Here is a 26,165-nt window from a genome sequence, read left to right as displayed (position 1 = left end):
TGACGCCGCCGGTAAAGATGACTAACCCTATTTGATCTCTTTGGCGGGAAAGTGATGCTGCGGCAAGGCTATCTGATCCTGCGCCGCCACCACCTGCAGCTCATACTCATTCATCTCTTTGGTCAGTTTCATGACCTCGTACACCGCGGCGGTAACATGCTCCAGCGCCTTGACGGGCGACAGCCCCTTCAGCAGGTTGACCAGCAGCAGGCCGCTGGTTAAATCACCGACGCCCACCGGCTGGCGATCGCCAAAATCCACCAGCGGACGGCTGGTATGCCAGGCATGCTCCTTGCTCACCAGCAGCATTTCAAAATTGTTTTTATCATAGCCGGCATAGCTGAGGTATTTTACCAGCACCAGCTTCGGTCCTTGGGCGCACAGTTCGCGGGCGGTGGCGATGGCTTCATCGATATTATTGACCGCATGGCCGCTGAGCTGCTCCAGCTCAAGCAAATTGGGCGCGATGATATCGGCGTTCGGCAGGCCGCGCTTGCAATGAAATTCCGCCACCCCGGGAGCCACGATACACCCTTTTTCCGGATGGCCCATTACCGGGTCAAGGAAATACCAGGCGTCGGGATTGGCTGCTTTTACCTGGCGCACAATCTCCAGGATATGTTCGCCCTGCTCGGGCGCCCCGATATAACCGCTCAGCACCGCGTCGCAGTTTTTCAACTGGTCCACGGCGGCAATACCTTTCACGATTTCGGTTAAGTGCGCGGCGGGCATCACGCAACCGGTCCAGTGACCATACTGGGTATGATTGGAAAACTGGACGGTATTAAGCGGCCAAACATTGACCCCCATGCGGCGCATGGGAAACACCGACGCGCTATTACCCGCATGCCCGAACACCACATGGGACTGGATAGACAGAATATTCTTCATTACGTTGCCTTAAAGCCCTTGGCCTGGCGGCCGCATCGACACAAAGCAGGAGGCCGGCGGCCTCCTGTAGCAGTTATAAAAATCATTCCCAGCGGATCAGGCAGTAGTTTTTCTTGCCGCGGCGCAGCAAGGTATAACGCCCATACAAGCGATCGGCGGCGCTGAAGACATACTCCGCCGAAGATTGTTTTTCGCCATTCACCGCGATGGCATTAGAGCCGATCAGGGTTCTGGCCTGGCCCCGGGACGGCACCAGTCCCGCATCCACCAGCGCCTGCTGCAGATCCGCGCCGTCGCTCAGGGCGATGGTGGGCATGCCGTCCTGCGCCAGTTGCGCCAGATCGTTGGCCGTCAGGGCCTGCAGTGAGCCGGAAAACAGGCTGTCGGTAATCCGCACCGCCGCCGCCAGCCCGGCTTCGCCGTGCACCATCCGGGTCACCGCCTGCGCCAAGACATACTGCGCGCGCGGCGCGCCGTCGGTGTTACGGTCTTCCTCTTCCAGGGCGTTAATCTCTTCCATGGGCATAAAGGTGAAGAACTTCAGGAAGCGGTAGACATCCGCGTCGGCGGTGTTAATCCAGAACTGATAGAATTTATACGGGCTGGTCTTGGCGGGATCCAGCCATATCGCCCCGCCTTCGGTCTTGCCGAATTTGGTGCCGTCCGCTTTGGTGATAAGCGGCACGGTCAAGCCGTAAACCTGCTTCTGGTTCATGCGCCGGGTCAGGTCGATGCCGGAGGTAATATTACCCCACTGATCCGACCCGCCGATCTGCAGCTCGACGCCGTATTGCTTGTTCAGCGACGTGAAGTCATACCCCTGCAGCAGGTTGTAGGAGAATTCGGTAAAGGAGATGCCGCTGTCGTCGCGGTTAAGCCGCTGCTTGACCGCTTCCTTGTTGATCATCTGGTTAACCGAGAAATGCTTGCCGATGTCACGCAGGAAGGTCAACACATTCATGCTGCCGAACCAGTCGTAGTTGTTGGCGGCCACGGCGCTGTTTTCGCCGCAGTCAAAATCCAGAAACGGTGACACCTGGCGCTTGATTTTATCCACCCATTCCTGCACCGTTTCGGCGGTATTTAATTTACGTTCGACGGCCTTGAAACTCGGATCGCCGATAAGTCCCGTGGCGCCGCCCACCAGCGCCACGGGACGGTGGCCGGCCAGTTGAAAACGCTTCAGGCACAATAGTGGCACCAGATGTCCCAAGTGCAAGCTATCGGCGGTCGGATCGAAACCGCAATACAGCGACAGCGGCCCCTGAGCCAGGCGCTCGGACAGCGCGGCCTCATCCGTGACCTGGGCAATCAGGCCCCGCTCTTGCAATTGTTGTATCAGGTTGCTGCTTGCCATCAAAAAACTCCATTATTGCTGTAAGTATCGGTGCCCAGGCACCCTAAAGTCATGTGCCGGCGGCGTCAGGGCGCCAGACGGTCTATCGCCCATCCCTCGTCCCGGCGCTGGTAGATAAACCGGTCATGGAGCCGGTGCTCGCCACCCTGCCAGAATTCCATTGTATCAATATTCACCCGGTATCCCCCCCAAAAACTGGGCAACGGCACTTCACCCTGCTGAAATTTCTGCTTTAACTCGAGAAATTTGCTTTCCAACACCCCGCGCGCGGATATCCGGCTGGATTGACGGGAAACCCAGGCACCGATTTGGCTGTCTTTGGGCCGGCTGTGAAAATATTTCATCACTTCCACCAGCGACAATCGCTCGGCGCGTCCCAGCACCATGACCTGGCGTTCGAGCGCATGCCAGGGAAAATGCAGGCTGATGCGGGAGTTATGCGCCAGGTGCCCGGCCTTGCGGCTGCCGAGGTTGGTGTAAAACACCATGCCGCGGCTGTCGAAATGCTTGAGCAGCACCATGCGCTGATAGGGCTGGCCGTGTTCATCCACCGTCGCCGCGCACATCGCGGTGGGGTCGGGAAGCTGCGCCTCGCAGGCCTGTTGCAGCCAGCGCTCAAACAGAGTCAGCGGTTCAGACGTCAGATCCGCGCGCCGCAAGCCCCCGCGGGTATATTCGCGGCGCAAAGCGGCGATATCGATTTTTTGTTCAGTCATAGTGATATTCTGCGTCGGGCCAGGGCGTTATTGTGCGCCGCGTGGCTAAAAATCTCAATCATTTAGCACCGTTCAACCGGCGATAATACAGTCGTTTATGATGACTTTACCTTCGCGTTCGACAAACGCGTTCGGGCCTTTCGACCAGAACGTATAGTGCCCATCGCTATAGCGCGTCCCGGAGGCGGACATCACCTGCGGCAGGTTAAGCTGTTTGCCGTCGAGAATAAAACTGACCTGCGCCGGTTCCGTGCGTTGGCGTACCGTCAGCGGCGTGGTGCCGCATTGATAACGCAGCGTTTGCTCGCCCGGGCCGCGATTGAACTGGCTACAGGCGGTAACGGTAATCACACAGGCAAATATAATAAGCCGATTAATCATAGTTTCCCCTTGGTTTACGCCGCCGTCATGCGGCGGGATAGGTCGTCCGGGCCGCGCGTCGTGCCGCGGCTCCTGGCCACCTTAATCAACCCGGCCGCGCCGCTGAAGCGGACCTGTCTGAAAAGCGCGGCGGCGGGGACGCAAACCTTTATACCGGATAAATGGCCCCCAGCAGCGTTTCCCTGCTGGCGCCGGTAACCGACGGCAGATTGCCCGGCAAACCCGATAAAGTGCGAAAGGCCAGCCAGGCAAAGGCCAGGGCTTCCATATCATCGCCGCTCACGCCGTATTTATCGGTGGAACTGACCTCCATACCGGGCAACAGCGCGGACAGCCGGGCCATCAGCAGCGGATTGCGCGCCCCGCCGCCGCAGACCAGAAGACGTTCGCAGCCGCCCGATAGCAGCACTTGTTCCGCAATGCTCATGGCCGTTAATTCCAGCAGCGTCGCCTGCACATCCCGGGGCGGTATCGGCACGAAATGGGTGAGCTGATACGTCAGCCAGCCAAGGTTAAAATATTCCCTGCCGGTGCTTTTCGGCGCCGGCTGGGCAAAATAACCGTCCGCCAGCAACTGCTGCAGCAGCCCCTGGTGCACCTTGCCCCCCAGGGCCCAGACCGCATCCTTATCGTAAGGAACGGCCTGGTGGCGCCAGGCCCAGGCATCCATCAGGATATTGCCGGGACCGGTGTCGTAGCCGCGGATCGGTTGGCCGGGCAGCAATAACGACAGATTGGCAATGCCGCCGATATTGAGCACCATGCGCCGCTCGCCGGGATGCGCCAGCAACGCGTGGTGGAAACCGGGCACCAACGGCGCGCCCTGGCCGCCGAAGGCCATATCGCGGCGGCGGAAATCCCCCACGGTGGTAATGCCGGTCAGGGCGGCGATGCGATTATTGTCGCCGATTTGCATCGTGCAGGGCGCCTCGGCGTCCGGCTGATGCCAGACGGTTTGTCCATGGTTGCCGATGGCGGTGATCTCGTGCGCCGCCACGCCGGCGCTCTCTAGCATGGCCAGCACCGCCTCGCTGAAAAGTATGCCCAGGCGGGTATCCAATTGCCCCACCTGTGACAAGGTCACGGATTGTCCCTGGCATATGGCCAGAATTTGGTGTTTGAGCTCCTGTGGTATGGGATGCCCGTAACTGTATTGCTGCGCCACGGTATGCTCGTCGATGGCGGCAAGCACCACATCCACGCCGTCAAGGCTGGTTCCGGACATTACGCCTACATAGCGACCTGTTCTCATTGGCCTGCCCTTTTCCTTCGCAAAAATTTCATTTATCGATTCCGGATGTCTACGTTAAACAGGTTTGATGAATCAGGCTATGAAAAGCCGTCAAATTTTGGAAGTTGTTACAATAAAATAACCTGGCGGGCAAAAGCTTAGCGTTAAAATCATTGCTATAATTAAGAAAAGAGGTCTGTTGATTCATTGTTTATGAATTCTACAATATTATCGACTACAGTAGGCTATCGAAGTAGCGCCTGGAAACAGATACTATTGACGATTGCAACAACATTGGCATTTGTTCTGTCTCGGTTTGCCTTGACGAACGGCGTATAACAGGAGTTTTTCAATGATGAAACGTTTGCTCGTGGTCACCCTGGCTGGATTGACGCTGGCGGGCTGTGCCAGCAACAACAGTCTTTCCGGTGATGTCTATTCCGCCAATGAGGCTAAACAGGTACAAAGCGTGACGTACGGTACGCTGGTAGGCGTAAGGCCGGTACAAATCCAGGGCGGAGAGGATTCAAACGTTATCGGCGCCATCGGCGGCGCGGTCTTGGGCGGGTTCCTCGGCAATACCCTCGGCGGCGGCACCGGCCGCAACCTGGCTACGGCCGCCGGCGCGGTGGCGGGCGGCGTGGCGGGCCAGGGCGTCACCAGCGCCGCCAGCCGTTCGCAGGGCGTGGAACTTGAAGTGCGCAAAGACGACGGCAATACTATCATGGTGGTGCAAAAACAAGGAAATACGCGGTTCAGCGTAGGACAACGCGTGGCTATCGCCAGCAACGGGCGCAACGTGACGGTTTCTCCGCGTTAATTACCGCCCCGCCGCCGCATAACGCAGCGGCGCAGGCGAAAGACCTTGGCATAAAAAAACCGGCGCTATTTGCCGGTTTTTTATAGAGAACATGTCGTTGAACCACGCTATGTCAGGACTTATTATAAAGCTCGAGGATATTCTTCTCCAGCCGTGCAATCATATTACTCAGAAAATGAATCTCCTGCTCTGAAATACCCGTCAGGATTTCATCCCGGGTACTATTGATGACATGGTTCACTTCTTTGATGATGGGCTCTGCGGACTCCGTCAATTTAATACGTTTCGCCCGCCGATCGTTCGCACAGGTATGGCGAGTGATCAGCTTTTTCTCTTCAAGCTGATCAAGCGTTCGAACCAATGAGGGCTGCTCAATGCCGATAGCCTTTGCCAACTGAATTTGCGACTGCTCCGGCGGAAGCTGGCAGATATTATGCAACGTGATCCAATGCGTTTGTGTCAGTTCTAGCGGTTTTAAGCGATGGTCAATCAAAGCGCGCCAAACACGAACAAGTCGCGCCAAATCAGATCCTAATGGCGATTCCAATTCTCTCTCCTTATAATTAAGCTGATTAAGCTTGTTCCCTGGATTCCCATCCATTCTAATGGGTGGAATGGCAAATTACAAATATATATATATATGAATAAGGTTGAAGTTAAGTTGAGCTAGATGTAATACCCATGTTGTTCCTTTGAAATATGGGACAGCACCGCTGAGCGCATTACTCCTTGCCGGTCGTCAGCCTTGACGAGGGTTGCGGCCCTTCATTGCGTAAAACTTTCCGCTTAGTATAGGGTAAGCGTTGGAAACCTCATATAATCCGTCCCTGGCACTGGTTGCCCAGGCATTCTCACATCAACGCCTATAGTATGCCAAGCGGATTATTCATGACTGTATCACTATTATTGTCATTCATCGTGATTTATTGTTAATTTAAGTTAAATGAAGACATAACAAATATCATTATGTCATGTATTCGGTCTAATAATGTAATAACAATATATAAATAACAAGTTATTAGCGTGCATATTAATAATTAACTATGAGTGCCGGGGTTGTGATAATCGCCATCCCGACGTTCAAGATACTCAGTGGAATAAGGTTGCACGCCTGCGGGGTGTTAAAAAAGCGAGGGCTGTTCCGGACCTGCGGGTTCTGCGGGCGTGCTCTTGCCGGCCCGCAGCTGGCGCAGGTAGCGTTGATGACATAGCCGCAGCACTTCGCGCTTTTGGCCGTCGTTCATCGTGATCCAGTCGAAACGTTCCTGGCGGGAGCGCAGGCAGCCACGGCAAAAGCCACGGTCATCGGATTGGCAGACGCCGCGGCAAGGACTGGTTATGATGAAAAACTCAAGCTGTTCCGGCACGTGCCCTCCTGTTTAACTTTTATTGAAGACGTTATTTCACCGGCTGGCAAGCTTATGACGGCAAAAATCGCTTGCCCGGGGGAAATCGCGCGGTTCTCCGGCCGCCAGGGCAAGCAAGGCAGGAGTATTTCTCCTCCACCGCGCCGAAGGTCTGGGATATACTGTTAAACCACGATCTCACCAAAGGCGATGGATAAACCGTCGTCATTGTCTATAGAGGATATCATGCGCCTGCTTCATACCATGCTCCGCGTTACCGATTTACAGCAATCAATTGATTTTTATACAAAAATACTGGGAATGCGCCTACTGCGCACCAGCGAAAATACGGAGTACAAATACACCCTGGCCTTTGTCGGCTACACCGAGGAGACGGAAGGCGCGGTGATTGAATTGACCTATAACTGGGGCGTCGATAGCTACGAGCTGGGCACCGCCTATGGCCATATCGCGCTCGGGGTTGACGATGTGGCCGCTACCTGCGACCGCATTCGCCAGGCCGGCGGCAAGGTGACCCGCGAAGCGGGACCGGTCAAGGGCGGCACGACGGTTATCGCTTTTATCGAAGATCCCGATGGTTATAAAATCGAGCTGATTGAACAAAAACATGCCGGCAAGGGCCTGGGCAAATAAAGTACCAGCCCGGCCCCGCCAAATCCGCTATCCTGGGGAGAAGGGAGCGGATTCGCCATGCATCCGGCGCTAAAATTTGCCATAATGCGGGCTGTTTTCCTTAAAAATTAAGAACAGGCATGGCTGAACTTGATGATGTAAATACCCTTCGCGGCCGTTTTCGCGGCTTTTATCCAGTGGTAATCGATATTGAATCCGCGGGCTTTAACGCCGCAACCGACGCCTTGCTCGAAATCGCCGCCGTCACCCTCAACATGGACGATGAAGGCTGGCTGGTCACCGACCAATGCCTGCATTTCCATGTCGAGCCTTTTCCCGGCGCGCAACTGCAGCCGGAAGCCCTGGCCTTTAACGGTATCGACCCGACCAACCCGCTGCGCGGCGCGGTGAGCGAGTACGAGGCGCTGCATGAAATTTTCAAAATGGTGCGCAAAGGCATTAAGGATCGGGGCTGCAACCGCGCGATTATCGTCGCGCACAATGCCGGGTTCGACCACGGATTTCTTATGGCGGCGGCCGGACGGGCGGCATTAAAGCGTAATCCTTTCCATCCGTTTGCCACCTTCGACACCGCTGCTCTCAGCGGGCTGGTGCTGGGCCAGACGGTGTTGGCCAAAGCCTGCGCGGCCGGAGGCATCGAATTTGACGCCGGCCAGGCGCATTCCGCGCTCTATGACACCGAACGCACCGCTGAATTATTTTGTGAGCTGGTTAATCGCTGGAAACGTCTCGGCGGCTGGCCTGTTCCCCCCGTCGGCGAGCCTGCCGCCGGCGAGCACGCCTAGCCGATGCTTGCGTCCGGCGGTTAAAAACCCCCGCCGCAAGGGGCGGGGGTTATCCGCAGGCGTCCCGGAGAACTCAGGAAGGGGTCTGGTTTTCCTGGGAGTTGTATTTTACCGCGGTCTCTTTGATCAACGGTTGCAACTCGCCGTGCTGATACATTTCGATAATGATATCGCAGCCGCCGACCAGTTCGCCGTCCACCCACAGCTGTGGGAAGGTCGGCCAGTTGGCGAATTTCGGCAACTCGGCGCGAATATCGGGATTTTGCAGGACATCCACATACGCGAAACGCTCACCACAGGCGGAAAGCGCCTGTACTGCCTGTGCGGAAAAACCGCAGCCGGGCAATTTTGGCGAGCCTTTCATATAAAGAAGAATCGGGTTCTCAGCTATCTGCTGCTGAATTTTTTCAATCGTCGTCATTGTCTCGCTTCCTCAAGCCAGCATCTGGCCTTATCTGCACTGTGCGGGATTACACGCAGTCTCTTCATTTTAGCCACTACCGGCTAAACAAATAAACGTTTTTTTGCCGGCCCGCGCGGTAAAGGCGCGTCAATTCACTCCCGGCCCGCCCACGTAGGACAGGCAATACTATCACTGTAGCGGCTTTTACCCCCTGCCGCCGAACAAAACGGGCTGAAACATTCGGTGCACACCCTCAAAATATGTTGAATAAAGCGCCGCTGAACGCTGTTAAATGCAGCAAAATCGAACTTATTCACGTTTATACACAATAAGTAGTGAATTGATGATGCAATGACGAGGTAAATAGCTTAAATTCCTGTGAGGTGTTGATAACCCCCTATTTTGGGCCACATAAGGATAGCGTTTATCATGCGTTTATGCTTTACGCTTTTTGTGTTGCTTTTTACCCAGTTGTTTTTGAACCTGGCACATGCCGCGCCGAGCGCCGGCGTCAATGCCGATCAGCGCAAATTCCAGGCAGCGGCGGCAAAAACCGGTGACCGGCGCAAACGCAAACCGGTAAAAATAGCCAAGAAAAGCAAACCTGTCGCCAGCGCGCCCGCCGTCAGTGAAAAAGCCAGCATTAAAAAATCGCCGGAACCGGCGCATGAAAAAGCCGGCGTGAAACGGCCTTTGGAACCCGCGGTGGTGAAAACCGGCGCGAAGAAAAGCAAAACCTCCCCTCTTGCCAAGGCATCAAAAACCACGGCGACGAAAAAAATAGCCTCCTTCACTCCGCCGAAAAAAGGCTATAAAAAAGGTTACGGCCGGCACCGGATGATAAAAGATCAGGCGGCGGTAGAACTGGTGGCCAACGATCAGCCGATAAAGATGAGCGAGAGCCATAAGAAACGCTACCAGACCGCCAAGCTTACCGCCATGAATAAACTCCTCTCCCAAATGGGCAAGCCTTACCGTTGGGGCGGCATGTCGCCTAATACCGGCTTTGACTGCAGCGGCCTGATTTATTATGCCTACAAGGATGTGGTACGCATCCATATGCCGCGCACCGCCAACGAAATGTACCACCTGCGCGACGCAGCGCCGGTTAAGAAAGACGAGTTGGAAAGCGGCGACCTGGTCTTTTTCCATATTTCCAATCGCGGCGCGGCGGATCACGTCGGCGTCTATCTTGGCAATGGTCGCTTTATCCAGTCGCCCCGCACCGGCAGCGATATCCGTATCAGCTATCTGAGTGAGGATTATTGGCAGGATCATTACGTGGGCGCCCGCCGGGTGGTCACGCCGAAAAATATCCGCTGAAGGCGCGCCGGAAAAAAAAGAGGAGCCAAGGCTCCTCTTTTTTATATCTGAACCGAGAGGGTGTCAGTTCATGACGGCGGTAAAGCTGAAGACAATAATCACCAGCAGCGAGAACACCGTGGTCAGTAACGACATTTTTAAATCGCTGTCCATTCTATCTCCTTAACGTAAACCAGGGCGCCGGCCTTATCCACCGGCCCGCAGAGCAGTTATCGTCAGTTTGCCATAACAGCGATGAAAAAGCTTGCTCCCAACCTGTAGCCGCCACATTTAACACTTTCACTTTGGCGCGGGATGAACGAAAATTAACGGTTAATTCCACAGCGTCGGAAAGTGCTTGCGCCTTCGACAGACATTATTCCAGCCAGGGCGTACGGGAGTATCAAAGGCATGGCAACCATTAAAGATGTGGCAAAACGCGCTAATGTATCGACAACCACCGTTTCGCATGTGATCAATAAAACCCGTTTTGTTGCGCAAGACACTCAAATTGCCGTGCTGGACGCCATTAAACAACTGCATTATTCACCCAGCGCCGTGGCGCGCAGCCTGAAGGTCAATCGCACCAAGTCCATCGGCCTGCTCGCCAGCACCAGCGAGGCGCCCTATTTCGCCGAAATTATCGAGGCGATTGAGCACCATTGCTTTGCTCGCGGTTATACCCTGATATTGTGCAATTCGCACAATGATCTCGAAAAACAGCGCGCCTATCTGGCGATGCTGGCGCAAAAGCGCGTCGACGGCCTGCTGGTGATGTGCGCCGAGTATCCCGAAACGCTGCTGGATATGCTTGAGGAATATCAGCATATCCCCATGGTGGTCATGGATTGGGGTGAGGCCCGCCGTGATTTTACCGACACCATTATCGATAACGCCTTTGCCGGCGGTTATATGGCGACGCAATATTTGCTTAAACGCGGCCATCGCGCCATCGGCGCCATTCCCGGACAGCTGGCGCGCAACACCGGCGGCGGCCGCCACCGCGGCTATCTGCATGCCATGGCGGAGGCCGGCATCCCGTTAAACGACCGCTGGATTGTGCAAGGCAATTTCGAGCCTGAATCCGGCTACCTGGCGATGAAACAAATCCTGGCGCAAACGCCGCGTCCCACCGCGGTCTTCTGCGGCGGCGACATTATGGCCATGGGCGCACTGTGCGCCATTAATGAAATGGGCCTGAGCGTACCCGAGGATATTTCTATCATCGGCTACGACAACGTGCGCAATTCGTGCTTTTTCAGCCCGGCGCTGACCACCATCCATCAGCCTAAAGAGGATTTGGGCGAGGCGGCGCTTACCATGCTGCTCGATAGGATTACCAGCAAACGCGAGAACGCCAAAACCATCGAAGTCCATCCGTCGCTGATTGAACGCCGTTCGGTCGCAGACGGTCCCTTCCCCGCTTAAGGCCACGCGCCAGGCCCGGGCAACGGGCTGGCGCCTCCAGGGTCTGTTGCTATGTAAAGCGCCGTCCGCCTCGGACACAAGATTTTTCATATAATGATCTCTGTGCAAAGAGTTATTGTTTCAGCGAGAAATCATTAAGTTATAATGGGAAATACATTAGCGCGTTAGCTATTGTCTAAATTAAAATGCAGGCTTATACTCAATATCGTTAACAATTATAACGAGTTGTCTAATAAATTTGTATAAAAGTATGTCGTGTTTTCCAACATGACATCACCCTTTTATAAAGCGCCCGGCTAAGTCGCAGTCTAAGGTTTACTTTATATTCCTCTGTTGATGGTGATACTTCAGACACCACGGATAACCGTGGATTCTTATAAAGCCCGCAGGCATGGTGAGTGCTTTTCCTGACGGGGCACTGCAGAAGAAAGGTGATGGAGAAGCTATGAGTTCCTCGTGCGTTGAAGACCTGAGCTTTCATGATAATGATTGGTACCGTATCGTCCATGAATTGCTCTCTGAAGCCGGTATTGAACTCAATGGTTCAAGACCATTTGATATCCGAATCAAGAATCCGGGATTTTTTAAGCGCGTATTGCAGGATGGATCTTTGGGATTGGGCGAGAGTTACATGGATGGCTGGTGGGAGTGTGAGCGGCTGGACATTTTTTTCCAGCGTGTTCTCAGGGCGGGTCTGGAGAATAAACTTCCGCATCATTTAAAAGATACCTTACGCATTGCCGCCGCCCGGCTGATGAACCTCCAGTCGCGAAAGCGGGCCTGGATCGTGGGCAAAGAACATTACGATTTGGGTAACGATCTGTTTGAAAAGATGCTCGATCCCTATATGCAATATTCCTGCGGCTACTGGAAACAGGCGACCACCCTCGAGGAAGCCCAGCAGGATAAGCTGAAGATGATTTGCGAAAAACTGCAGCTGCGACCCGGCCTGACGCTGCTGGACGTGGGCTGCGGCTGGGGCGGGCTTGCCGCCTACGCGGCCAGGAATTATGGCGTATCGGTACAGGGCGTCACTATCTCTGCCGAGCAGCAAAAGCTGGCGCAAACGCGCTGCGAGGGACTGGATGTCACCATTTTGCTGCAGGACTATCGCGATCTGGATATGCAATTTGACCGTATTGTTTCAGTCGGCATGTTCGAACACGTAGGCCCCAAGAATTACGCCACCTATTTCGACGTTATCGATCGCAACCTGAAACGCGACGGTCTGTTCCTGCTGCACACCATCGGCTCGAATATCACCGATATGAATGTCGACCCGTGGATAAATAAGTATATTTTTCCTAACGGCTGCCTGCCGTCGGTACAGCAGATTGCCCATGCCAGCGAAAAGCATTTTGTTATGGAAGACTGGCATAACTTCGGCTCTGATTACGACAAAACGCTCATGGCCTGGTATGAACGTTTTGTCGCCGCCTGGCCGGCGCTGTCCAACAAATACTCCGACCGTTTTTACCGTATGTTCAGTTATTACCTGAATGCCTGCGCGGGGGCATTCCGCGCGCGCAATATCCATTTATGGCAGGTATTATTCAGCCCGGAAGGCGTGGATGGCGGTATTCGCGTACCCCGTTAATACCATGGCACGCCAGGCCCTTTAACACCGCACTCAAGACAGGCGTGGTAAAGGGAGAGCGCGCCGATGGGGGCGATGCGGCCATCTCCTGGCCGCCAGAGTGGCCCATGGCACGCCAGGCCCTTTAACACCGCACTCAAGACAGGCGTGTTAAAGGGAGAGCGCGCCGATGGGGTCGAAGCGGCCATCTCCTGGCCGCCAGAGTGCCCCATGGCACGCTAGGCCCGCCAACACCGCACTCAAGACAAGCGTGTTAAAGGGTATTTAACGTCGCGGCAATCGCCGCTTCCCGCTGCGCCAGCACACGCTCCACCGTATCCACCACCGCCTGGGTCTGGGGATCGATTTCAATATTGATCCGCTGCCCCAGCCTTTTTTTACCCAACGTGGTGCGCATCAGGGTTTCCGGTATTAAATGCACGCAAAATTTATCGGCCGCCACCTCGCCGATAGTCAGGCTGATGCCGTCGATGCCGATATATCCTTTATACAGGACATATTTCATCAGCGCTTTGTCCGGCATTCTGAACCAAATCTGCCGATTATTTTCCGACGTCACGATTTTCACAATCTCGGCAGTGCACATGATATGCCCGGACATCACATGTCCGCCGATCTCGGCGTTAAAGGTGGCGGCGCGTTCTACGTTCACCTCATCCCCCACCTGCAGATCGCCCAGATTGGTCACCCGCAGCGTCTCTTTCATCAAATCAAACGCCACCACGTCGCCGTTAATGCCGCTCACCGTCAGGCAACAGCCGTTGTGCGCCACGGAGGCGCCCTCCTCCAGACCGGACAACATCGCCGCCGGCAGGGAAACGAAATGCGTGCGAAAATTCGCTTTTTCTTCAATTGCCACAATGGGCGCGGTGCCCTGAACAATACCCGTAAACATAACCTTGGCCTCTGTAAACCACCGCTGGAATCAGTCAGGCTAGTGTGCACGATTTCCCCAGGAAATCCAAATCCGCCGCCGCACGGATTTGTGTCGTCCCGCACTGGTATAACCGGACAAATGCTTTACACTATGCCGCAGATTTTTAACCTTTATGTTAACTTTCGCCTGCTTATTCCATACACATAAAACCATAGGTGCCTACGTGCAGAAGTACTTCCTGGAAGCGCGTACATTAATGTCCCTGGCCATACCGGTTATTTTCGCGCAAATAGCCCAAACGTCGATGGGCGTGGTCGATACCATCATGTCCGGCTCCGTCAGCGCGACGGATATGGCGGCGGTTGCCGTCGGCACGTCCATCTGGCTGCCCACCATCCTGTTCGGCCACGGTCTGATCCTGGCCCTCACGCCGGTTATCGCGCAGTTGAACGGGTCCGGGCGGCGCGAACGTATCGCCCATCAGGTACGCCAGGGATTCTGGCTGGCGGCGGCCGCGGCGATTTTGGTTATGGCGGTGCTGTATAACTGCCGCCTGGTCATCGAGAGAATGCGCCATGTCGATCCCGTGCTGGCGCAAAAAGCTGTCGCCTACCTGCATTACCTGCTGTGGGGCGCGCCCGGCTATTTGTTTTTCCAGGTGCTGCGTTGCCAATGCGACGGTCTGTCCAAAACCAAGCCCGGTATGGCGATCGGTTTTCTCGGCCTGCTTGCCAACGTGCCCATCAATTACATTTTCATCTACGGCAAATTCGGCATCCCGGCCATGGGCGGCGTGGGGTGCGGCATCGCCACCGCGTCCGTCTACTGGCTCATGTATGTGGTGATGTGGCTTTATATGCGCCGGGCCGGCAGCTTTCAGGATCTTCATCTGCCGGGCGGGTTTTCCCGGCCCGACTGGACGGCGTTGCGTCGGCTGGCAGGCCTGGGTCTACCCGTCGCCCTGTCGCTGTTCTTTGAAGTGACCCTGTTCGCCGTGGTTGCCCTGCTGGTGACGCCGCTTGGCATCGTCGCGGTGGCGGGACATCAAATAGCCTTGAACTTCAGCTCCCTGATGTTCGTGCTGCCGCTGTCGATGGGCGTCGCCGCCACGATCCGCGTCGGATTCCGCCTGGGGCAAAACGATGTGGAACAAGCGCGGGTCGCCGCCTGGACCAGCCTGGGCATGGGCGTTATGCTGGCCTGCGTGACCGCGGTATGCACTTTCCTGTACCGGGTGGAAATCGCCCGGCTGTATAACGATACGCCGGCGGTGGTGGCGATGGCCTCCCATCTGATGGCGCTGGCGGCCATCTACCAGATCTCCGATTCGATCCAGGTGATTGGCAACGGCGTGCTGCGCGGATACAAAGACACCCGTTCGATTTTTTTCATTACGTTTACCGCCTACTGGTTGCTGGGCCTGCCGTGCGGATATGTGCTGGCGCTGACGGATTATGTCGTGCCGGCCATGGGGCCGAGCGGTTTCTGGACAGGCTTTATCATCGGCCTGACGTCGGCGGCACTGCTGATGACGCTGCGTATGCTTTGGCTGCAGCGCCAGCCCTCACGGCTGATTCTCAATCGGGCGGCGCGCTGACGGCGCCCTGGCGGTTAAAAAACCGGCACGCTGTGTATTAGATGGGCAGTTGTCGGTCGCGGGCGGTAAAAAACGCTTTTTCCTCTTGCATGCGGTGATATTGCCCGTTAATATTCGTCCCGCTGTCAGGCAGATGGCGATGTGTAAAATGCGTTCTTAGCTCAGCTGGTTAGAGCACCACCTTGACATGGTGGGGGTCGATGGTTCGAGTCCATTAGAACGCACCACTTCTTGTGCGTCCGTAGCTCAGCTGGTTAGAGCACCACCTTGACATGGTGGGGGTCGGTGGTTCGAGTCCACTCGGACGCACCATATTATTTTTCTCCCTGGTCTGTACCCCGCTGGTGAACGCAGTTACCTGCATTTTCTTCTTTTTTTCTCTCCGTTACGTCAACCTAAAAGCGGCCGGCAAAACAAACATCCGAGATCCCGTGGTGTTAATCCCTCATGGCGTTATTGTTATCTGTTGCTGGTATTTACGTCCATTGTTGCGCACCGGTTACCGATTTTATTGTGCATCTGCGCAACACTTGATACTAAAAATTTGCATATTTACCACAAATGCACTCTTTTTCACGGCTTACGCATTATTTGTGCTGTTTTTATCTTGTTTCCGCCGGCCCAATAACTATAATACAAAACGTTATTTCAATTGAATGGCTTAAGCCCCGTTGATTTGCCAAATACTAATTAAAACAGACTTATCCACTACCGCTTGCCGGCACGTTCGGCCAGATAATTTAGCTATATTTTCATCATTTTCTCACTTTTGTCTCCTATCCTTGAACATGGGGAACAGGCTCGCAAGGCTGCACAATTTTTCGTCGTCGATATTCACCGGCGATATATCAGATTTATCATCCAACACAACTTGCAGATATCATTGTTATGAAAAAGACAAAAATCGTTTGTACCATCGGTCCAAAAACTGAATCGAAAGAAATGCTGTCAAAGCTGCTGAACGCGGGCATGAACGTCATGCGCCTTAATTTCTCCCACGGCGACTTTGAAGAACACGGCAACCGCATTACCAACCTGCGCGCCATCCTGCAGGAAACCGGCAAGAAAGCCGCCATCCTGCTCGATACCAAAGGGCCGGAAATCCGTACCATGAAACTGGAAAACGGCAACGATGTTTCCCTTACCGCCGGCCAGACCTTTACGTTCACCACCGACCAGACGGTAGTCGGCACCAAAGAACGCGTCGCGGTCACCTACCCGGGCTTTGCCAAGGACCTGTCGGTCGGCAATACCGTGCTGGTGGATGACGGCCTGCTGGGCATGGAAGTTATCGACGTTACCGATACCACCGTGGTCTGCAAGGTGTTAAACAACGGCGACCTGGGCGAAAACAAAGGCGTTAACCTGCCGGGCGTTTCCATCGCCCTGCCGGCGCTGGCGGAGAAAGACAAAGGCGATTTAATCTTCGGCTGCGAACAGGGCGTGGACTTCATCGCCGCCTCGTTCATCCGTAAACGCTCCGATGTCCTGGAAATTCGTGAACACCTGAAACAGCATGGCGGCGAACATATCCAGATCATCTCCAAGATTGAAAATCAGGAAGGCCTGAACAATTTTGACGAGATTCTGGAAGCCTCCGACGGCATCATGGTTGCCCGTGGCGACCTGGGTGTGGAAATACCGGTGGAAGAAGTGATCTTTGCCCAGAAGATGATGATCGAAAAATGTAACCGCGCACGTAAAGTGGTCATTACCGCCACCCAAATGCTCGATTCCATGATCAAGAATCCCCGCCCGACCCGCGCTGAAGCCGGCGACGTGGCCAACGCCATCATCGACGGCACCGATGCCGTAATGCTGTCCGGTGAAAGCGCCAAGGGGAAATATCCGTTGGAAGCCGTGACCATCATGGCCACCATCTGCGATCGTACCGACCGCGTCATGCCCAGCCGCATCGACAGCATTAACGACAGCCGCAAACTGCGTATCACCGAAGCCGTATGTCGCGGCGCGGTGGAAACAGCCGAAAAGCTGGAAGCCCCGCTGATTGTCGTGGCGACCGAAGGCGGCAAATCCGCCAAAGCGGTGCGTAAATACTTCCCTAAGGCGGAAATCCTGGCGCTGACCACCAATGCCATTACCGCGCGCCAGCTGCTGCTGTCCAAAGGCGTAACCTGCCAATTGGTGGATGAAATCGCCTCTACCGATGATTTCTACCGCATCGGCAAAGCCATGGCCATCGAAACCGGCTTGGCTAAAAAAGGCGAGATCATCGTCATGGTGTCCGGTGCCCTGGTACCGAGCGGCACGACCAATACTGCGTCCGTTCATCTGCTGTAAATCCGGGTTTACCCACCTGCGCCTCCGGCTTGCCGGAGGCTTTTTTTTGCCCGCAGAGAATGCCGCGCCCGGTAATTCTGTTGTACCGCTCCGACGGCGTGCAATAATTCTATCGCAATAGCACAAAAAGGGCCTGGTTTTTACCCCGACTTAATCGGAGTTTTCTTATGGAAGGTGATGGTTTATCCTTTTTTTTTAACCTCCCTGTAAAACAAGGTGTTTCTTTGAGCATTCAATCGAATTTAATCGCTTTATTGCTAAAAATTGTTCTCCTTAGAAAATACTTTGTGTAATACTTGTAATGCTACATGGAGATTAACTCAATCTAGAGGGTATTAATAATGAATCGTACTAAACTGGTACTGGGCGCGACACTTCTTGTTTTATCTATGGGTATGACTGCCTGTTCAAGCAACGCTAAAATCGATCAGCTGTCCTCTGACGTTCAAACCCTGAACGCGAAAGTTGACCAGCTCAGCAACGATGTTACCGCTATTCGTTCTGACGTTCAGGCCGCTAAAGACGACGCTGCCCGTGCTAACCAACGTTTAGATAACCAAGCTCACTCTTATCGTAAATAAGAGTCATAGACTTGTTTAGAAAATGGCGCACTCACGTGCGCCATTTTTTTTGCCTGAGAAACTGTACGCACAGCCCCCGTATCTTCCCCTCGCCGCCTTCCGCCAGCCATGCCACCCGTTTCTTGGCGCCCGGCGCTACCTTTCCGGTTCTGCGTCATCCTGGGGATTCACTTGGCGCGGCGCACAGGCCGGTTTTCACCGCACTCCAGGTGTACGGCGTCGGTCCCCCGCCCATACCCGCTGAAATCATCTCTGTGCCGCCGGCGACGGGCCGTTAATGCCGCCGGTGGACTCGGAGGCCTTATTGTGTCGACAGCGCGCTGTCGCCCGCACCAGGGCCATTTTGAGTGATGCTGGCGACAGGCGCGGCCTTAACCGGTGCTTTAGCGCTTTGCACCGCCGGCGCGTCGGATGGCAGGCTGGTTTGCGCCTCACCGCTGGAAATCAGCACCGGCATGCCGGAACGGCGCGCGATGGCCTCGTCGGCCACGGCGCGGTCGGTAGCGCCATCGGCGAGGAATTTCTTCACCTTGGCGCTGTAGGCGATGCGCATCGTCTGCGGATCGTCGCGATCGTTGCGCGACAGCGGCTGATGGACCTCAATATACCGTTTGCCATCCGGTTCCTGGGCCACCTTGATCGCATCGTTGACCACCTGTACCCGGGTTCCCACCGGCACTGTGTCGAATAAGGCCTGGATATCATCGGGCCGCAGCCGCATGCACCCCGAGCTGACGCGCATGCCGATACCAAAATTGGCATTGGTGCCATGGATGAGATAGACCCCTTTGCCGGCCGCCAGGCGCAGGGCGAACAGCCCCATGGGATTGTCCGGCCCCGCCGGCACGACGGCCGGCAGGGTGATGCCCTGCTCTTCCAGGTAATGCTTGCGGATATTGGGCGTCGGCGTCCAGGTAGGATTGGCGATTTTCTGGGTAATGGTGGTGGTCATCACCGGCGTGGTGCGTCCCAACTGGCCGATGCCAATCGGATAAACGATCACCTTGTTTTCGTCTTTTGGATAATAATAAAGCCGCAGCTCGGCCAGGTTGATGACAATGCCTTTGCGCGGGGTGTCCGGCAGCAGCATTTGCGTCGGTATGGTCAGGACCGACCCGGCCTGGGGCAGATAAGGGTCCGTGCCCGGATTGGCCTCCAGCATGGCAAGCAGGCCGATTTTGTGCGCCGCGGCGATGGCTTCCAGCGAACCGCCGTCATTGGCGACGGTGGCGGTAATATTTTCCCCGATTAAACGGCTGTTTTCCGCCGGCAGGGCATATTCGGTGGCGCCGGCGGAGGAGCTCCCCAGCAGAAGTCCCCCGGCGAGGCTGGTAACGAAAGCGAAGCATTTAAGGGTCCGCGCATAGTTCATATTGATTTCCCGCATTGTTTTTATCGTAAGCCGAAGACCCTGTTCCGTTGTCGCGGCGGCGACAGTCCGGGGTCCGGCTCCACGTTTAACAGCCAAACCTCGCGCTCGCTATCAGATAACGCTGATAATGTGAGTTTAGCAAAGGAACAAAATGATGGCGGGTTAAGCGCAGCGGCAAGCACACCTTGCGCCCGGGTGTTATCTGGGCGGCAGGCAATGCGGTGTTGCGGGCGGGGATGGGCGTGATCGCGAAGAAGGCGCCCCCTCAGGCGCGCGATTCTGGCTCACAAGAAGACGGCGGCAATGGGTATTACAGGTTAGCAGCCTTGGCCCTGATGCTGCGCACCATGGCTTCCAGGCCCTGCGAGCGGGACGGCGTCAAATGCTGGCCGAGCGCCAGTTCGTTAAAAAATGGCCGCACGTCCAGCGCCACGACCTGCTGCGGCGTCAATCCCTGGTAAAGAATAAACACCGTGGCGATCAGGCCTTTGACAATGGCCGCGTCGCTGTCGCCCAGCAGCCGGACATTGCCCCGGTCGTCGGTGGCGATAACAATCCATACCTGGCTCTGGCAGCCGGCGATAAGGTTTGCGGCGCTGCGCGCGCCCTCGGGGAGCGGCGGCAACTGAGCGCCCAGCTCGATGATATACATGTACTTCTCTTCCCAGTTGCCGCAGCGGGAAAAGTTACGCAGCAGTTTCTCTTTGTCCGGCAAATTTGCCATCAACGGTTCTCCCTGGCTATCAGTATTAACCCAGCAATTGACGCACGCGGATCAAACCGGCCACCAGCCTGTCGATATCTTCCCGGGTGGTATAGAGCGCCAGCGAGGCGCGGCACATGCTAGGCACCTGATAATACGCCATCAGCGGCATTGCGCAATGGTGCCCGGTACGGATGGCGATCCCATACTGATCGAGGAAACTGCCCACGTCGTAGGCATGATGCTTGCCCAGATTAAAGGCGATCACCCCGGCCCGGTCGGCGGGACCGTACAGGATCAGATCCGGCACCTGCGTCAGCGCCTCAAGCGCGTAGCGCATCAGTTCCCGCTCGTAGACGTGGATATTCTCGATGCCCAGGCTCTCCACATAGCTCAGCGCCGCGCCCAGCCCCATCATCCCGCCGGTATTGGGGGAGCCCGCCTCAAAGCGCCACGGCGCTTCCAGAAAGGTGGTGCCTTCGCTCAGGCTGACGGTGCGAATCATCGAACCGCCCCCTTCCCATGGCGGCATCAGGTCCAGCAGCTGTTTTTTGCCATACAGTATGCCGATGCCGGTGGGACCGTAGATCTTATGGCCGGAAAAGACGTAGAAATCGCAGCCCAGCGCCTGCACATCCACTTTCTGGTGCATAATGCCCTGGGCGCCGTCCACCAGCACCACCAGATCGGCGGCGGCGGCCCGCGCCCGGGCGATCAGGCGCTCAAGCGGGTTCACCGTGCCCAACACGTTGGAAACCTGGGTGATCGCCAGCAGCCGGGTACGGTCGTCCACCAGCGCATCCAGGCGCGATTCGTCCAGCGTGCCGTCGGGCAGCAGCGGCAATACCCGGATTTCCACCTGTTTTTCCCCGGCGATAATCTGCCAGGGAACGATATTGGAGTGATGCTCCATCTCGGTGATGACGAGGTTGTCGCCGGGCTTGAAAAAATGGCGTCCGTAGCTGTTGGCCACCAGGTTGATGCCTTCGGTGGTGCCTTTGACAAAAATGATTTCATCCGTCGAGGCCGCGTTGATAAAACGCGCGGCCTGGGCGCGGACATCTTCCATCCGGCCGGTGGCTTCGGCGCTCAGGGTGTGGATGCCGCGATGCACGGCGGCGTATCCCTGGCGGTAATAGTCACTTTCGGCATCGATGACGACACTGGGTTTCTGGGCGCTGGCGGCGCTGTCGAGATAGGTTAGCGGTTGTCCGTTAACCTGCCGCGCCAAAATCGGGAAATCCGACCGTACACGTTCAATGGGATACGACATTTATTCCCCCCTGCAATGAATCGGCAATACGCGTCAAGACCGTTTCCCGCACCGTCTGGTTATCAATCGCCTCGGTAATGGCGGCGGCGAAGGCATGGATAATCATTTTTTCAGCATCCTCCCGTTTAATGCCCCGGGATCGCAGGTAGAACATCTGCTCTTCGTCGATGCGCCCCACGGTGGCGCCGTGGCTGCATTTCACGTCGTCGGCATAAATTTCCAGCTGCGGTTTGGTATCCACCTCGGCGAGGCGATCCATCAGCAGATTGTTATTGGTCATCTGGCCGTCGGTCTTGATGGCGTGTTTGGCCACTTTGATCAGGCCGTTAAAGACCCCTTTGCCACGCTCGCGCGCGATGATCTTATGGAGCTGGCGGCTCAGGCAATAGCCTTTATTATGTTCAAGATAGGTACGGGTATCCGCCACGTCGTTGCCCGACGGCAACAGCAGGCTGTTGATAGCCAGATCGGCGCCTTCGCCGTCGAGGCGGGCGCTGGTCTGGTGGCGGGCCAACCCCGCCCCCAGCAGGAAGCTGCTGCTGCGCACCACCGCGTCGCGGCCGATATGGATATCGTTATGGGCGAAGTGGTAGCTCACACGGTTTTCAAACGCCAGCTTGATATGCGCCAACCGGGCATTATCGCCTACCGCCAGCGTCAACCGCGACCCGGTGAAATGGGCCAGGGTTTCGTCGACGCTTGCGAAATGCTCGATAATCTGTCCCTGCGCGCCGCCGCCCACATCGATATGGTGGCGATAGTGCAGCGTATTCAATTCTTCCGGGTTCGACCCGCCACTGCTCAGGTGCAGCAGATACAGCGGTTTTTCGGCCGTTTTACCCGCCGGAAGGCGAATGCGCGTGGTTTCGCAACTCAGGCTCTCGGTCAGGTGCAGGAAGATTTCCGGCTGGATGGGCGCCGGCAACGGCAGGCGTTCGGCGCCCTGCTCGACTGTCACCTGCCAGAAGCCGGTGTCGCTATCGCTCAGATGCGGCGCAAAACGGCCGTTGACGAACACCAGGCGCACGGCATCCAGATCCAGACTCAGCCGGTCGCGCTCATCCAGGCTAAGGCGTTTGCCCGCCGCAAAGGCGAATCGGTGCGCTAACAGGCCGTCCAGCGGCGTGTATTTCCAGTGTTCGTGTTTACGCGTCGGCAGGCCGAGGCGCTCGACGCTTTGCCAGTGTTCATAAGCCTGGGCGGAGCGGCTCAGGCTCTGCCCTTCGAACAGATGGTGCCATTGTTGCAACGCCTGGGCATTATTGTTGTTCGGTAAGCCAGCCATAGCCTTGCTCCTCAAGCTGTTTCACCAGGGAAAAATCGCCGGATTTTACGATGCGGCCCTGGTAAAGCACGTGCACGTGATCCGGTTTTATATAATCCAGAATACGTTGGTAATGGGTGACGATAATAAAAGAGCGCTGTTCATTGCGCAGCGTATTGACGCCGTGCGCCACCACTTTCAGCGCATCGATATCCAGCCCGGAATCGGTCTCGTCCAGGATGCACAGGTCCGGCTCCAGCGCCGCCATTTGCAGAATATCGTTACGTTTTTTTTCACCGCCGGAAAAGCCGACGTTTACCGATCGGGTCAGCAGATCGGGGGGCATTTTCAACAAGGCGATTTTTTCTTCGATAAAATCGGCAAAATCAAAGCGGTCCAGGGGTTCTTGCTGCCGGTATTTACGCACCGCGTTCACCGCGGTCTGCAAAAAGAACTGATTGCTGACGCCGGGAATCTCCACCGGATACTGGAAGGCCATGAAAATACCTTCGCCCGCCCGCTCTTCCGGCTCCAGCGCCAGCAGATCCTTGCCTTTGAACAGCACTTCGCCGTCGGTGACCTGATAGTCATCCCGCCCGGCAAGCGTGGCCGACAAGGTACTTTTGCCGGACCCGTTAGGTCCCATGATCGCATGCACCTCGCCGGGCCTGACTTCCAGGTTCACTCCCTTGAGGATGACGTTATCTTCCACACTGACGTTTAAATTGCGAACTGTTAACATATTTTTTCCTTTACCCGACTTTCGGTGCGCCCGTACGGGCAGCACATGCTGGTGCGCAGTCGGCAACTAAAAAGCGGGATTAGCCCACGCTGTGTTCCAGGCTGATAGCCAAAAGTTTTTGCGCCTCGACGGCGAATTCCAGCGGCAGTTCCGAGAACACATCCTTACAGAACCCGTTTACGATCATCGAGATGGCGTCATCCTCGCTGATCCCGCGCTGGCGGCAATAAAACAGCTGATCTTCACCGATGCGCGAGGTCGTCGCCTCATGTTCCAACTGGGCGGTATTGTTGCGCACTTCCACATAAGGGAAGGTGTGCGCACCGCAGTCCGCGCCGATCAGCATCGAGTCGCATTGCGTGAAATTACGCGCATTGGTGGCGCTGGGCATGATTTTCACCAGCCCGCGGTAAGTGTTCTCGCTTTTCCCCGCCGAGATACCCTTGGAAATAATGGTCGAACGGGTGTTCTTGCCGATATGGATCATCTTGGTGCCGGTATCGGCCTGCTGGCGTCCATTGGTCAGGGCCACCGAGAAGAACTCGCCCACCGAATTGTCGCCGCGCAGAATAACGCTGGGGTACTTCCAGGTAATGGCCGAACCGGTTTCCGACTGCGTCCATGACATCTTGGAGTTTTCGCCGGCGCACAGCGCCCGCTTGGTAACGAAGTTCAGGATGCCGCCTTCGGATTCGCTGCCGGCGAACCAGTTCTGCACCGTGGAATATTTCACCTCGGCGTTTTTGTGGGCGATAACTTCCACCACCGCGGCGTGCAGCTGATAGCTGTCGCGCACCGGCGCCGAGCAGCCTTCGATATAACTGACGTAACTGTCTTCGTCGGCAATCAGGATGGTGCGCTCGAACTGCCCGGTTTTCGCGGCGTTAATGCGAAAGTAGGTGGACAGCTCCATCGGGCAACGCACGCCTTTGGGGATGTAGACAAAGGTGCCGTCGGAAGCCACGGCGGAATTCAGGGCCGCGAAAAAGTTATCGTTGGGCGGCACCACGCTGCCCAGGTACTGCCGCACCAGATCCGGATGTTCATGGATGGCTTCGCCAAACGAACAGAAGATAATGCCTTCCTTCGCCAGCTTGTCGCGATACGTGGTCGATACCGACACCGAGTCGAAAATGGCGTCGACCGCTACCTCGGCGCCTTCACGCACCGGTACGCCCAGTTGGTTGAACGCTTTTTCCACTTCATCGGTCAGGTAATTCTTGGCCGCGTCCTGGCCTGGCTGCTGCATGGCGCCGGGCTGGGAACCGCAGTTGTCGTCGCAGCTGCCGCAGGAAGGGGCGGAATAATAGCTGTAATCGTTATAATCCAGTTTTTTATAATGCGCTTTCAACCAGTGCGGCTCTTCCATTTCCAGCCAGGCGCGGTAGGCATTAAGGCGAAACTCCAGCATCCATTCCGGTTCATTACGTTTAGCCGAGATTGCCCGCACCACGTCTTCACTGATGCCATGTGCCAGCTCGTCGGTGACCAGTTGGGTAAAAAAGCCTTCTTTATAACGTTCGCTTTTTATCCAGGGCTGCGCGGCGTCAATCGCCTCGGGAGTTTCAATAGTGCTTCGTGCCATAATGGTTCATCGCTCAAAGGCCAAAACTTTCGCCACACCCGCAGGCATGTTGAGCTTTGGGATTGTTGAATTTAAATACGTGATTCAGGCCTTCCTGCACGAAGTCCACTTCCGTGCCGTCGATAAAAGGCATGGCTTTCAGCGGGACAAAAAGCCGCGCGCCGTCACGCTCATAAACCAGTTCGCTTTCTTCGGCCGCAGCGGTCGCCACGTCCATCACATAACCGAAACCGGCGCAGCCGGATTGTTTCACGCCAAGCCGTAACCCTTGCATGGCGGAATTTTGTTCCATCAGATGACGGATTTGCCTGGCGGCGCTGGCGCTGAGGGTCAGGCCTTGCCAGATGTTTTCTTCCAGTGAAAACGTTTCAACCGTGTCCATTTGCATAAAACTTACCTCTCAATGTTTCAAGACGATAAACAGCAATCTCTCTATGTTAGTGATATGAATATTCACTGCAACCTTGCACTTTGCATGGGAATAGCTAAAAACGGCGGTTAAAACAGGCATTAAGTTAATTATAGTCGCTATATTACTGCCCGGCCCGCCGCACCCTCGGCAGGCTGTTTTTATAATCCACTGAAATAAAAGGCATTTTATCTCGAATACCCCTATTAAAAATACCAGAACTTTTCGGCGCGCGAATATAAAAATAATCATCGAAAAAAACTATTTTTACGAGAGGTTTAAACAAAAATATCATTACCGCGTCAGGTTAGCGCAATTGTTACCCATTTTTTAATACCCCGGCGCCGGTTGCCGCGCCTCTATTTGCTGAAAACAGCGCCGCCCCAATTGATAATGATAACCATCTCGATTTTAATTAGCATTAATTGCGCATAGGTATTCATAATAATGCAATTTTGACGCCTAAAAAGGCCGGCCCCGCGCAACGATAATCGGGTTTACCATACCCCTGCGCAAGGGTAGCGGCACAAGCAATACGTGCGGTACGTCA

The 26,165-nt window shown here is 55.5% G+C and carries 26 protein-coding genes and 2 tRNA genes; 11 read left to right on the top strand and 17 right to left on the bottom strand.

Features of this window, described 5'->3' with window-relative positions:
* Window positions 1–27 precede the first annotated feature (27 nt).
* The 5 genes from pdxY to anmK form a co-directional block, all read right to left on the bottom strand.
* Window positions 28–891: a pyridoxal kinase PdxY gene (gene pdxY, locus ACL2XG_RS03400; protein ID WP_410015034.1), complete on the bottom strand. Its 864-nt coding sequence runs from the start codon at window positions 889–891 to the stop codon at window positions 28–30.
* A gap of 82 nt (window positions 892–973) precedes the next feature.
* The gene (gene tyrS, locus ACL2XG_RS03395) at window positions 974–2,248 is read right to left on the bottom strand and encodes a tyrosine--tRNA ligase (RefSeq protein WP_410015033.1); all 1,275 of its coding nucleotides are present in this window, start codon (window positions 2,246–2,248) and stop codon (window positions 974–976) included.
* Between the two features lie 65 nt (window positions 2,249–2,313).
* A complete protein-coding gene (gene pdxH / locus ACL2XG_RS03390) occupies window positions 2,314–2,964 on the bottom strand; it encodes a pyridoxamine 5'-phosphate oxidase (RefSeq protein WP_413722894.1) in 651 nt (216 codons plus the stop codon).
* A 72-nt stretch (window positions 2,965–3,036) separates the two neighbouring features.
* Window positions 3,037–3,345 (bottom strand): MliC family protein, encoded by a 309-nt coding sequence (locus tag ACL2XG_RS03385; RefSeq protein WP_410015031.1) that lies wholly within the window; start codon window positions 3,343–3,345, stop codon window positions 3,037–3,039.
* A gap of 148 nt (window positions 3,346–3,493) precedes the next feature.
* Window positions 3,494–4,597 carry an anhydro-N-acetylmuramic acid kinase gene (gene anmK / locus ACL2XG_RS03380; protein ID WP_410015030.1) on the bottom strand — a complete coding sequence of 368 codons (1,104 nt, stop codon included), beginning with the start codon at window positions 4,595–4,597 and terminating at the stop codon, window positions 3,494–3,496.
* 331 nt (window positions 4,598–4,928) lie between these two features.
* Between anmK and slyB the strand changes: the two genes are divergently transcribed.
* Entirely contained in the window at window positions 4,929–5,396 is a 468-nt protein-coding gene (gene slyB / locus ACL2XG_RS03375) for an outer membrane lipoprotein SlyB (protein WP_410015029.1), read from the top strand.
* 112 nt (window positions 5,397–5,508) lie between these two features.
* Here slyB and slyA read toward each other — a convergent pair whose 3' ends face one another.
* Together slyA and ACL2XG_RS03365 are read right to left on the bottom strand one after the other, a co-directional pair.
* Window positions 5,509–5,943 (bottom strand): transcriptional regulator SlyA, encoded by a 435-nt coding sequence (gene slyA, locus ACL2XG_RS03370; protein WP_162365814.1) that lies wholly within the window; start codon window positions 5,941–5,943, stop codon window positions 5,509–5,511.
* A 574-nt stretch (window positions 5,944–6,517) separates the two neighbouring features.
* Complete coding sequence (locus ACL2XG_RS03365; protein ID WP_410015028.1) at window positions 6,518–6,763, bottom strand: DUF1289 domain-containing protein; 246 nt, start codon at window positions 6,761–6,763, stop codon at window positions 6,518–6,520.
* Between the two features lie 225 nt (window positions 6,764–6,988).
* Between ACL2XG_RS03365 and gloA the strand changes: the two genes are divergently transcribed.
* The gene (gene gloA, locus ACL2XG_RS03360; protein WP_413722895.1) at window positions 6,989–7,396 is read left to right on the top strand and encodes a lactoylglutathione lyase; all 408 of its coding nucleotides are present in this window, start codon (window positions 6,989–6,991) and stop codon (window positions 7,394–7,396) included.
* 119 nt (window positions 7,397–7,515) lie between these two features.
* The gene (gene rnt, locus ACL2XG_RS03355; RefSeq protein ID WP_410015026.1) at window positions 7,516–8,181 is read left to right on the top strand and encodes a ribonuclease T; all 666 of its coding nucleotides are present in this window, start codon (window positions 7,516–7,518) and stop codon (window positions 8,179–8,181) included.
* A gap of 73 nt (window positions 8,182–8,254) precedes the next feature.
* Here rnt and ACL2XG_RS03350 read toward each other — a convergent pair whose 3' ends face one another.
* A complete protein-coding gene (locus ACL2XG_RS03350) occupies window positions 8,255–8,602 on the bottom strand; it encodes a Grx4 family monothiol glutaredoxin (RefSeq protein WP_410015025.1) in 348 nt (115 codons plus the stop codon).
* Between the two features lie 411 nt (window positions 8,603–9,013).
* On the opposite strand from ACL2XG_RS03350, the gene ACL2XG_RS03345 reads away from it, so the two are divergent.
* The gene (locus ACL2XG_RS03345) at window positions 9,014–9,907 is read left to right on the top strand and encodes an NlpC/P60 family protein (RefSeq protein WP_413722896.1); all 894 of its coding nucleotides are present in this window, start codon (window positions 9,014–9,016) and stop codon (window positions 9,905–9,907) included.
* 63 nt (window positions 9,908–9,970) lie between these two features.
* On the opposite strand, the gene ACL2XG_RS03340 is transcribed toward ACL2XG_RS03345, so the two are convergent.
* Complete coding sequence (locus tag ACL2XG_RS03340; protein ID WP_162365808.1) at window positions 9,971–10,060, bottom strand: YnhF family membrane protein; 90 nt, start codon at window positions 10,058–10,060, stop codon at window positions 9,971–9,973.
* A gap of 237 nt (window positions 10,061–10,297) precedes the next feature.
* Here ACL2XG_RS03340 and purR point away from each other — a divergent pair, with 237 nt between their 5' ends.
* Window positions 10,298–11,314, top strand: coding sequence for an HTH-type transcriptional repressor PurR (gene purR, locus ACL2XG_RS03335; RefSeq protein ID WP_410015023.1), 1,017 nt, complete (start codon window positions 10,298–10,300; stop codon window positions 11,312–11,314).
* A 445-nt stretch (window positions 11,315–11,759) separates the two neighbouring features.
* Entirely contained in the window at window positions 11,760–12,911 is a 1,152-nt protein-coding gene (gene cfa / locus ACL2XG_RS03330; RefSeq protein WP_413722897.1) for a cyclopropane fatty acyl phospholipid synthase, read from the top strand.
* A 253-nt stretch (window positions 12,912–13,164) separates the two neighbouring features.
* On the opposite strand, the gene ACL2XG_RS03325 is transcribed toward cfa, so the two are convergent.
* Window positions 13,165–13,806 carry a riboflavin synthase subunit alpha gene (locus ACL2XG_RS03325; RefSeq protein ID WP_410015021.1) on the bottom strand — a complete coding sequence of 214 codons (642 nt, stop codon included), beginning with the start codon at window positions 13,804–13,806 and terminating at the stop codon, window positions 13,165–13,167.
* A 205-nt stretch (window positions 13,807–14,011) separates the two neighbouring features.
* Here ACL2XG_RS03325 and ACL2XG_RS03320 point away from each other — a divergent pair, with 205 nt between their 5' ends.
* From ACL2XG_RS03320 to ACL2XG_RS03300, 5 genes are all read left to right on the top strand, one after another.
* Entirely contained in the window at window positions 14,012–15,385 is a 1,374-nt protein-coding gene (locus tag ACL2XG_RS03320) for an MATE family efflux transporter (protein ID WP_410015020.1), read from the top strand.
* Between the two features lie 150 nt (window positions 15,386–15,535).
* Window positions 15,536–15,612, top strand: a tRNA-Val gene (locus ACL2XG_RS03315).
* 8 nt (window positions 15,613–15,620) lie between these two features.
* Window positions 15,621–15,697, top strand: a tRNA-Val gene (locus ACL2XG_RS03310).
* A 576-nt stretch (window positions 15,698–16,273) separates the two neighbouring features.
* Window positions 16,274–17,686, top strand: a complete 1,413-nt coding sequence (gene pykF / locus ACL2XG_RS03305; RefSeq protein WP_410015019.1) for a pyruvate kinase PykF — start codon at window positions 16,274–16,276, stop codon at window positions 17,684–17,686.
* Window positions 17,687–18,027: 341 nt separating this feature from the next.
* Window positions 18,028–18,267 (top strand): major outer membrane lipoprotein, encoded by a 240-nt coding sequence (locus ACL2XG_RS03300; protein ID WP_410015018.1) that lies wholly within the window; start codon window positions 18,028–18,030, stop codon window positions 18,265–18,267.
* Between the two features lie 301 nt (window positions 18,268–18,568).
* On the opposite strand, the gene ACL2XG_RS03295 is transcribed toward ACL2XG_RS03300, so the two are convergent.
* The 7 genes from ACL2XG_RS03295 to sufA all read right to left on the bottom strand — a co-directional run bounded on the left by ACL2XG_RS03295 (window position 18,569) and on the right by sufA (window position 25,594).
* Window positions 18,569–19,639, bottom strand: coding sequence for a L,D-transpeptidase family protein (locus ACL2XG_RS03295; RefSeq protein WP_410015017.1), 1,071 nt, complete (start codon window positions 19,637–19,639; stop codon window positions 18,569–18,571).
* A gap of 310 nt (window positions 19,640–19,949) precedes the next feature.
* Window positions 19,950–20,363: a cysteine desulfuration protein SufE gene (sufE, locus tag ACL2XG_RS03290; RefSeq protein ID WP_410015016.1), complete on the bottom strand. Its 414-nt coding sequence runs from the start codon at window positions 20,361–20,363 to the stop codon at window positions 19,950–19,952.
* Window positions 20,364–20,388: 25 nt separating this feature from the next.
* A complete protein-coding gene (gene sufS / locus ACL2XG_RS03285) occupies window positions 20,389–21,615 on the bottom strand; it encodes a cysteine desulfurase SufS (RefSeq protein ID WP_413722898.1) in 1,227 nt (408 codons plus the stop codon).
* Window positions 21,599–22,900, bottom strand: coding sequence for a Fe-S cluster assembly protein SufD (gene sufD / locus ACL2XG_RS03280; protein ID WP_413722899.1), 1,302 nt, complete (start codon window positions 22,898–22,900; stop codon window positions 21,599–21,601). The genes sufS and sufD overlap by 17 nt, the downstream gene beginning before the upstream one ends.
* A complete protein-coding gene (sufC, locus tag ACL2XG_RS03275) occupies window positions 22,875–23,621 on the bottom strand; it encodes a Fe-S cluster assembly ATPase SufC (RefSeq protein WP_410015013.1) in 747 nt (248 codons plus the stop codon). The genes sufD and sufC overlap by 26 nt, the downstream gene beginning before the upstream one ends.
* A gap of 79 nt (window positions 23,622–23,700) precedes the next feature.
* Window positions 23,701–25,206 carry a Fe-S cluster assembly protein SufB gene (gene sufB, locus ACL2XG_RS03270; RefSeq protein WP_410015012.1) on the bottom strand — a complete coding sequence of 502 codons (1,506 nt, stop codon included), beginning with the start codon at window positions 25,204–25,206 and terminating at the stop codon, window positions 23,701–23,703.
* Between the two features lie 13 nt (window positions 25,207–25,219).
* Entirely contained in the window at window positions 25,220–25,594 is a 375-nt protein-coding gene (sufA, locus tag ACL2XG_RS03265; protein ID WP_410015011.1) for a Fe-S cluster assembly scaffold SufA, read from the bottom strand.
* Window positions 25,595–26,165: the final 571 nt, after the last annotated feature.

Source organism: Sodalis sp. RH24 (assembly GCF_047324145.1).
In the GTDB taxonomy this organism is placed as follows: Bacteria; Pseudomonadota; Gammaproteobacteria; order Enterobacterales; family Enterobacteriaceae; genus Acerihabitans.
The sequence above is the reverse complement of the archived record's forward strand: the minus strand, read 5'-3'. Positions and strand labels throughout refer to the sequence as shown.

Excerpts from the sequence above, each read along its gene's own strand:
- ACL2XG_RS03385 (WP_410015031.1), bottom strand. The coding sequence starts at position 3,345 with ATGATTAATCGGCTTATTATATTTGCCTGTGTGATTACCGTTACCGCC.
- sufE (WP_410015016.1), bottom strand. The coding sequence starts at position 20,363 with ATGGCAAATTTGCCGGACAAAGAGAAACTGCTGCGTAACTTTTCCCGC.
- rnt (WP_410015026.1), top strand. The coding sequence starts at position 7,516 with ATGGCTGAACTTGATGATGTAAATACCCTTCGCGGCCGTTTTCGCGGC.
- ACL2XG_RS03350 (WP_410015025.1), bottom strand. The coding sequence starts at position 8,602 with ATGACGACGATTGAAAAAATTCAGCAGCAGATAGCTGAGAACCCGATT.
- slyB (WP_410015029.1), top strand. The coding sequence starts at position 4,929 with ATGATGAAACGTTTGCTCGTGGTCACCCTGGCTGGATTGACGCTGGCG.
- sufA (WP_410015011.1), bottom strand. The coding sequence starts at position 25,594 with ATGCAAATGGACACGGTTGAAACGTTTTCACTGGAAGAAAACATCTGG.
- tyrS (WP_410015033.1), bottom strand. The coding sequence starts at position 2,248 with ATGGCAAGCAGCAACCTGATACAACAATTGCAAGAGCGGGGCCTGATT.
- ACL2XG_RS03345 (WP_413722896.1), top strand. The coding sequence starts at position 9,014 with ATGCGTTTATGCTTTACGCTTTTTGTGTTGCTTTTTACCCAGTTGTTT.
- gloA (WP_413722895.1), top strand. The coding sequence starts at position 6,989 with ATGCGCCTGCTTCATACCATGCTCCGCGTTACCGATTTACAGCAATCA.
- anmK (WP_410015030.1), bottom strand. The coding sequence starts at position 4,597 with ATGAGAACAGGTCGCTATGTAGGCGTAATGTCCGGAACCAGCCTTGAC.
- sufS (WP_413722898.1), bottom strand. The coding sequence starts at position 21,615 with ATGTCGTATCCCATTGAACGTGTACGGTCGGATTTCCCGATTTTGGCG.
- sufC (WP_410015013.1), bottom strand. The coding sequence starts at position 23,621 with ATGTTAACAGTTCGCAATTTAAACGTCAGTGTGGAAGATAACGTCATC.
- ACL2XG_RS03300 (WP_410015018.1), top strand. The coding sequence starts at position 18,028 with ATGAATCGTACTAAACTGGTACTGGGCGCGACACTTCTTGTTTTATCT.
- pykF (WP_410015019.1), top strand. The coding sequence starts at position 16,274 with ATGAAAAAGACAAAAATCGTTTGTACCATCGGTCCAAAAACTGAATCG.
- pdxH (WP_413722894.1), bottom strand. The coding sequence starts at position 2,964 with ATGACTGAACAAAAAATCGATATCGCCGCTTTGCGCCGCGAATATACC.
- ACL2XG_RS03340 (WP_162365808.1), bottom strand. The coding sequence starts at position 10,060 with ATGGACAGCGATTTAAAAATGTCGTTACTGACCACGGTGTTCTCGCTG.
- cfa (WP_413722897.1), top strand. The coding sequence starts at position 11,760 with ATGAGTTCCTCGTGCGTTGAAGACCTGAGCTTTCATGATAATGATTGG.
- pdxY (WP_410015034.1), bottom strand. The coding sequence starts at position 891 with ATGAAGAATATTCTGTCTATCCAGTCCCATGTGGTGTTCGGGCATGCG.
- sufD (WP_413722899.1), bottom strand. The coding sequence starts at position 22,900 with ATGGCTGGCTTACCGAACAACAATAATGCCCAGGCGTTGCAACAATGG.
- sufB (WP_410015012.1), bottom strand. The coding sequence starts at position 25,206 with ATGGCACGAAGCACTATTGAAACTCCCGAGGCGATTGACGCCGCGCAG.
- purR (WP_410015023.1), top strand. The coding sequence starts at position 10,298 with ATGGCAACCATTAAAGATGTGGCAAAACGCGCTAATGTATCGACAACC.
- ACL2XG_RS03295 (WP_410015017.1), bottom strand. The coding sequence starts at position 19,639 with ATGAACTATGCGCGGACCCTTAAATGCTTCGCTTTCGTTACCAGCCTC.
- ACL2XG_RS03325 (WP_410015021.1), bottom strand. The coding sequence starts at position 13,806 with ATGTTTACGGGTATTGTTCAGGGCACCGCGCCCATTGTGGCAATTGAA.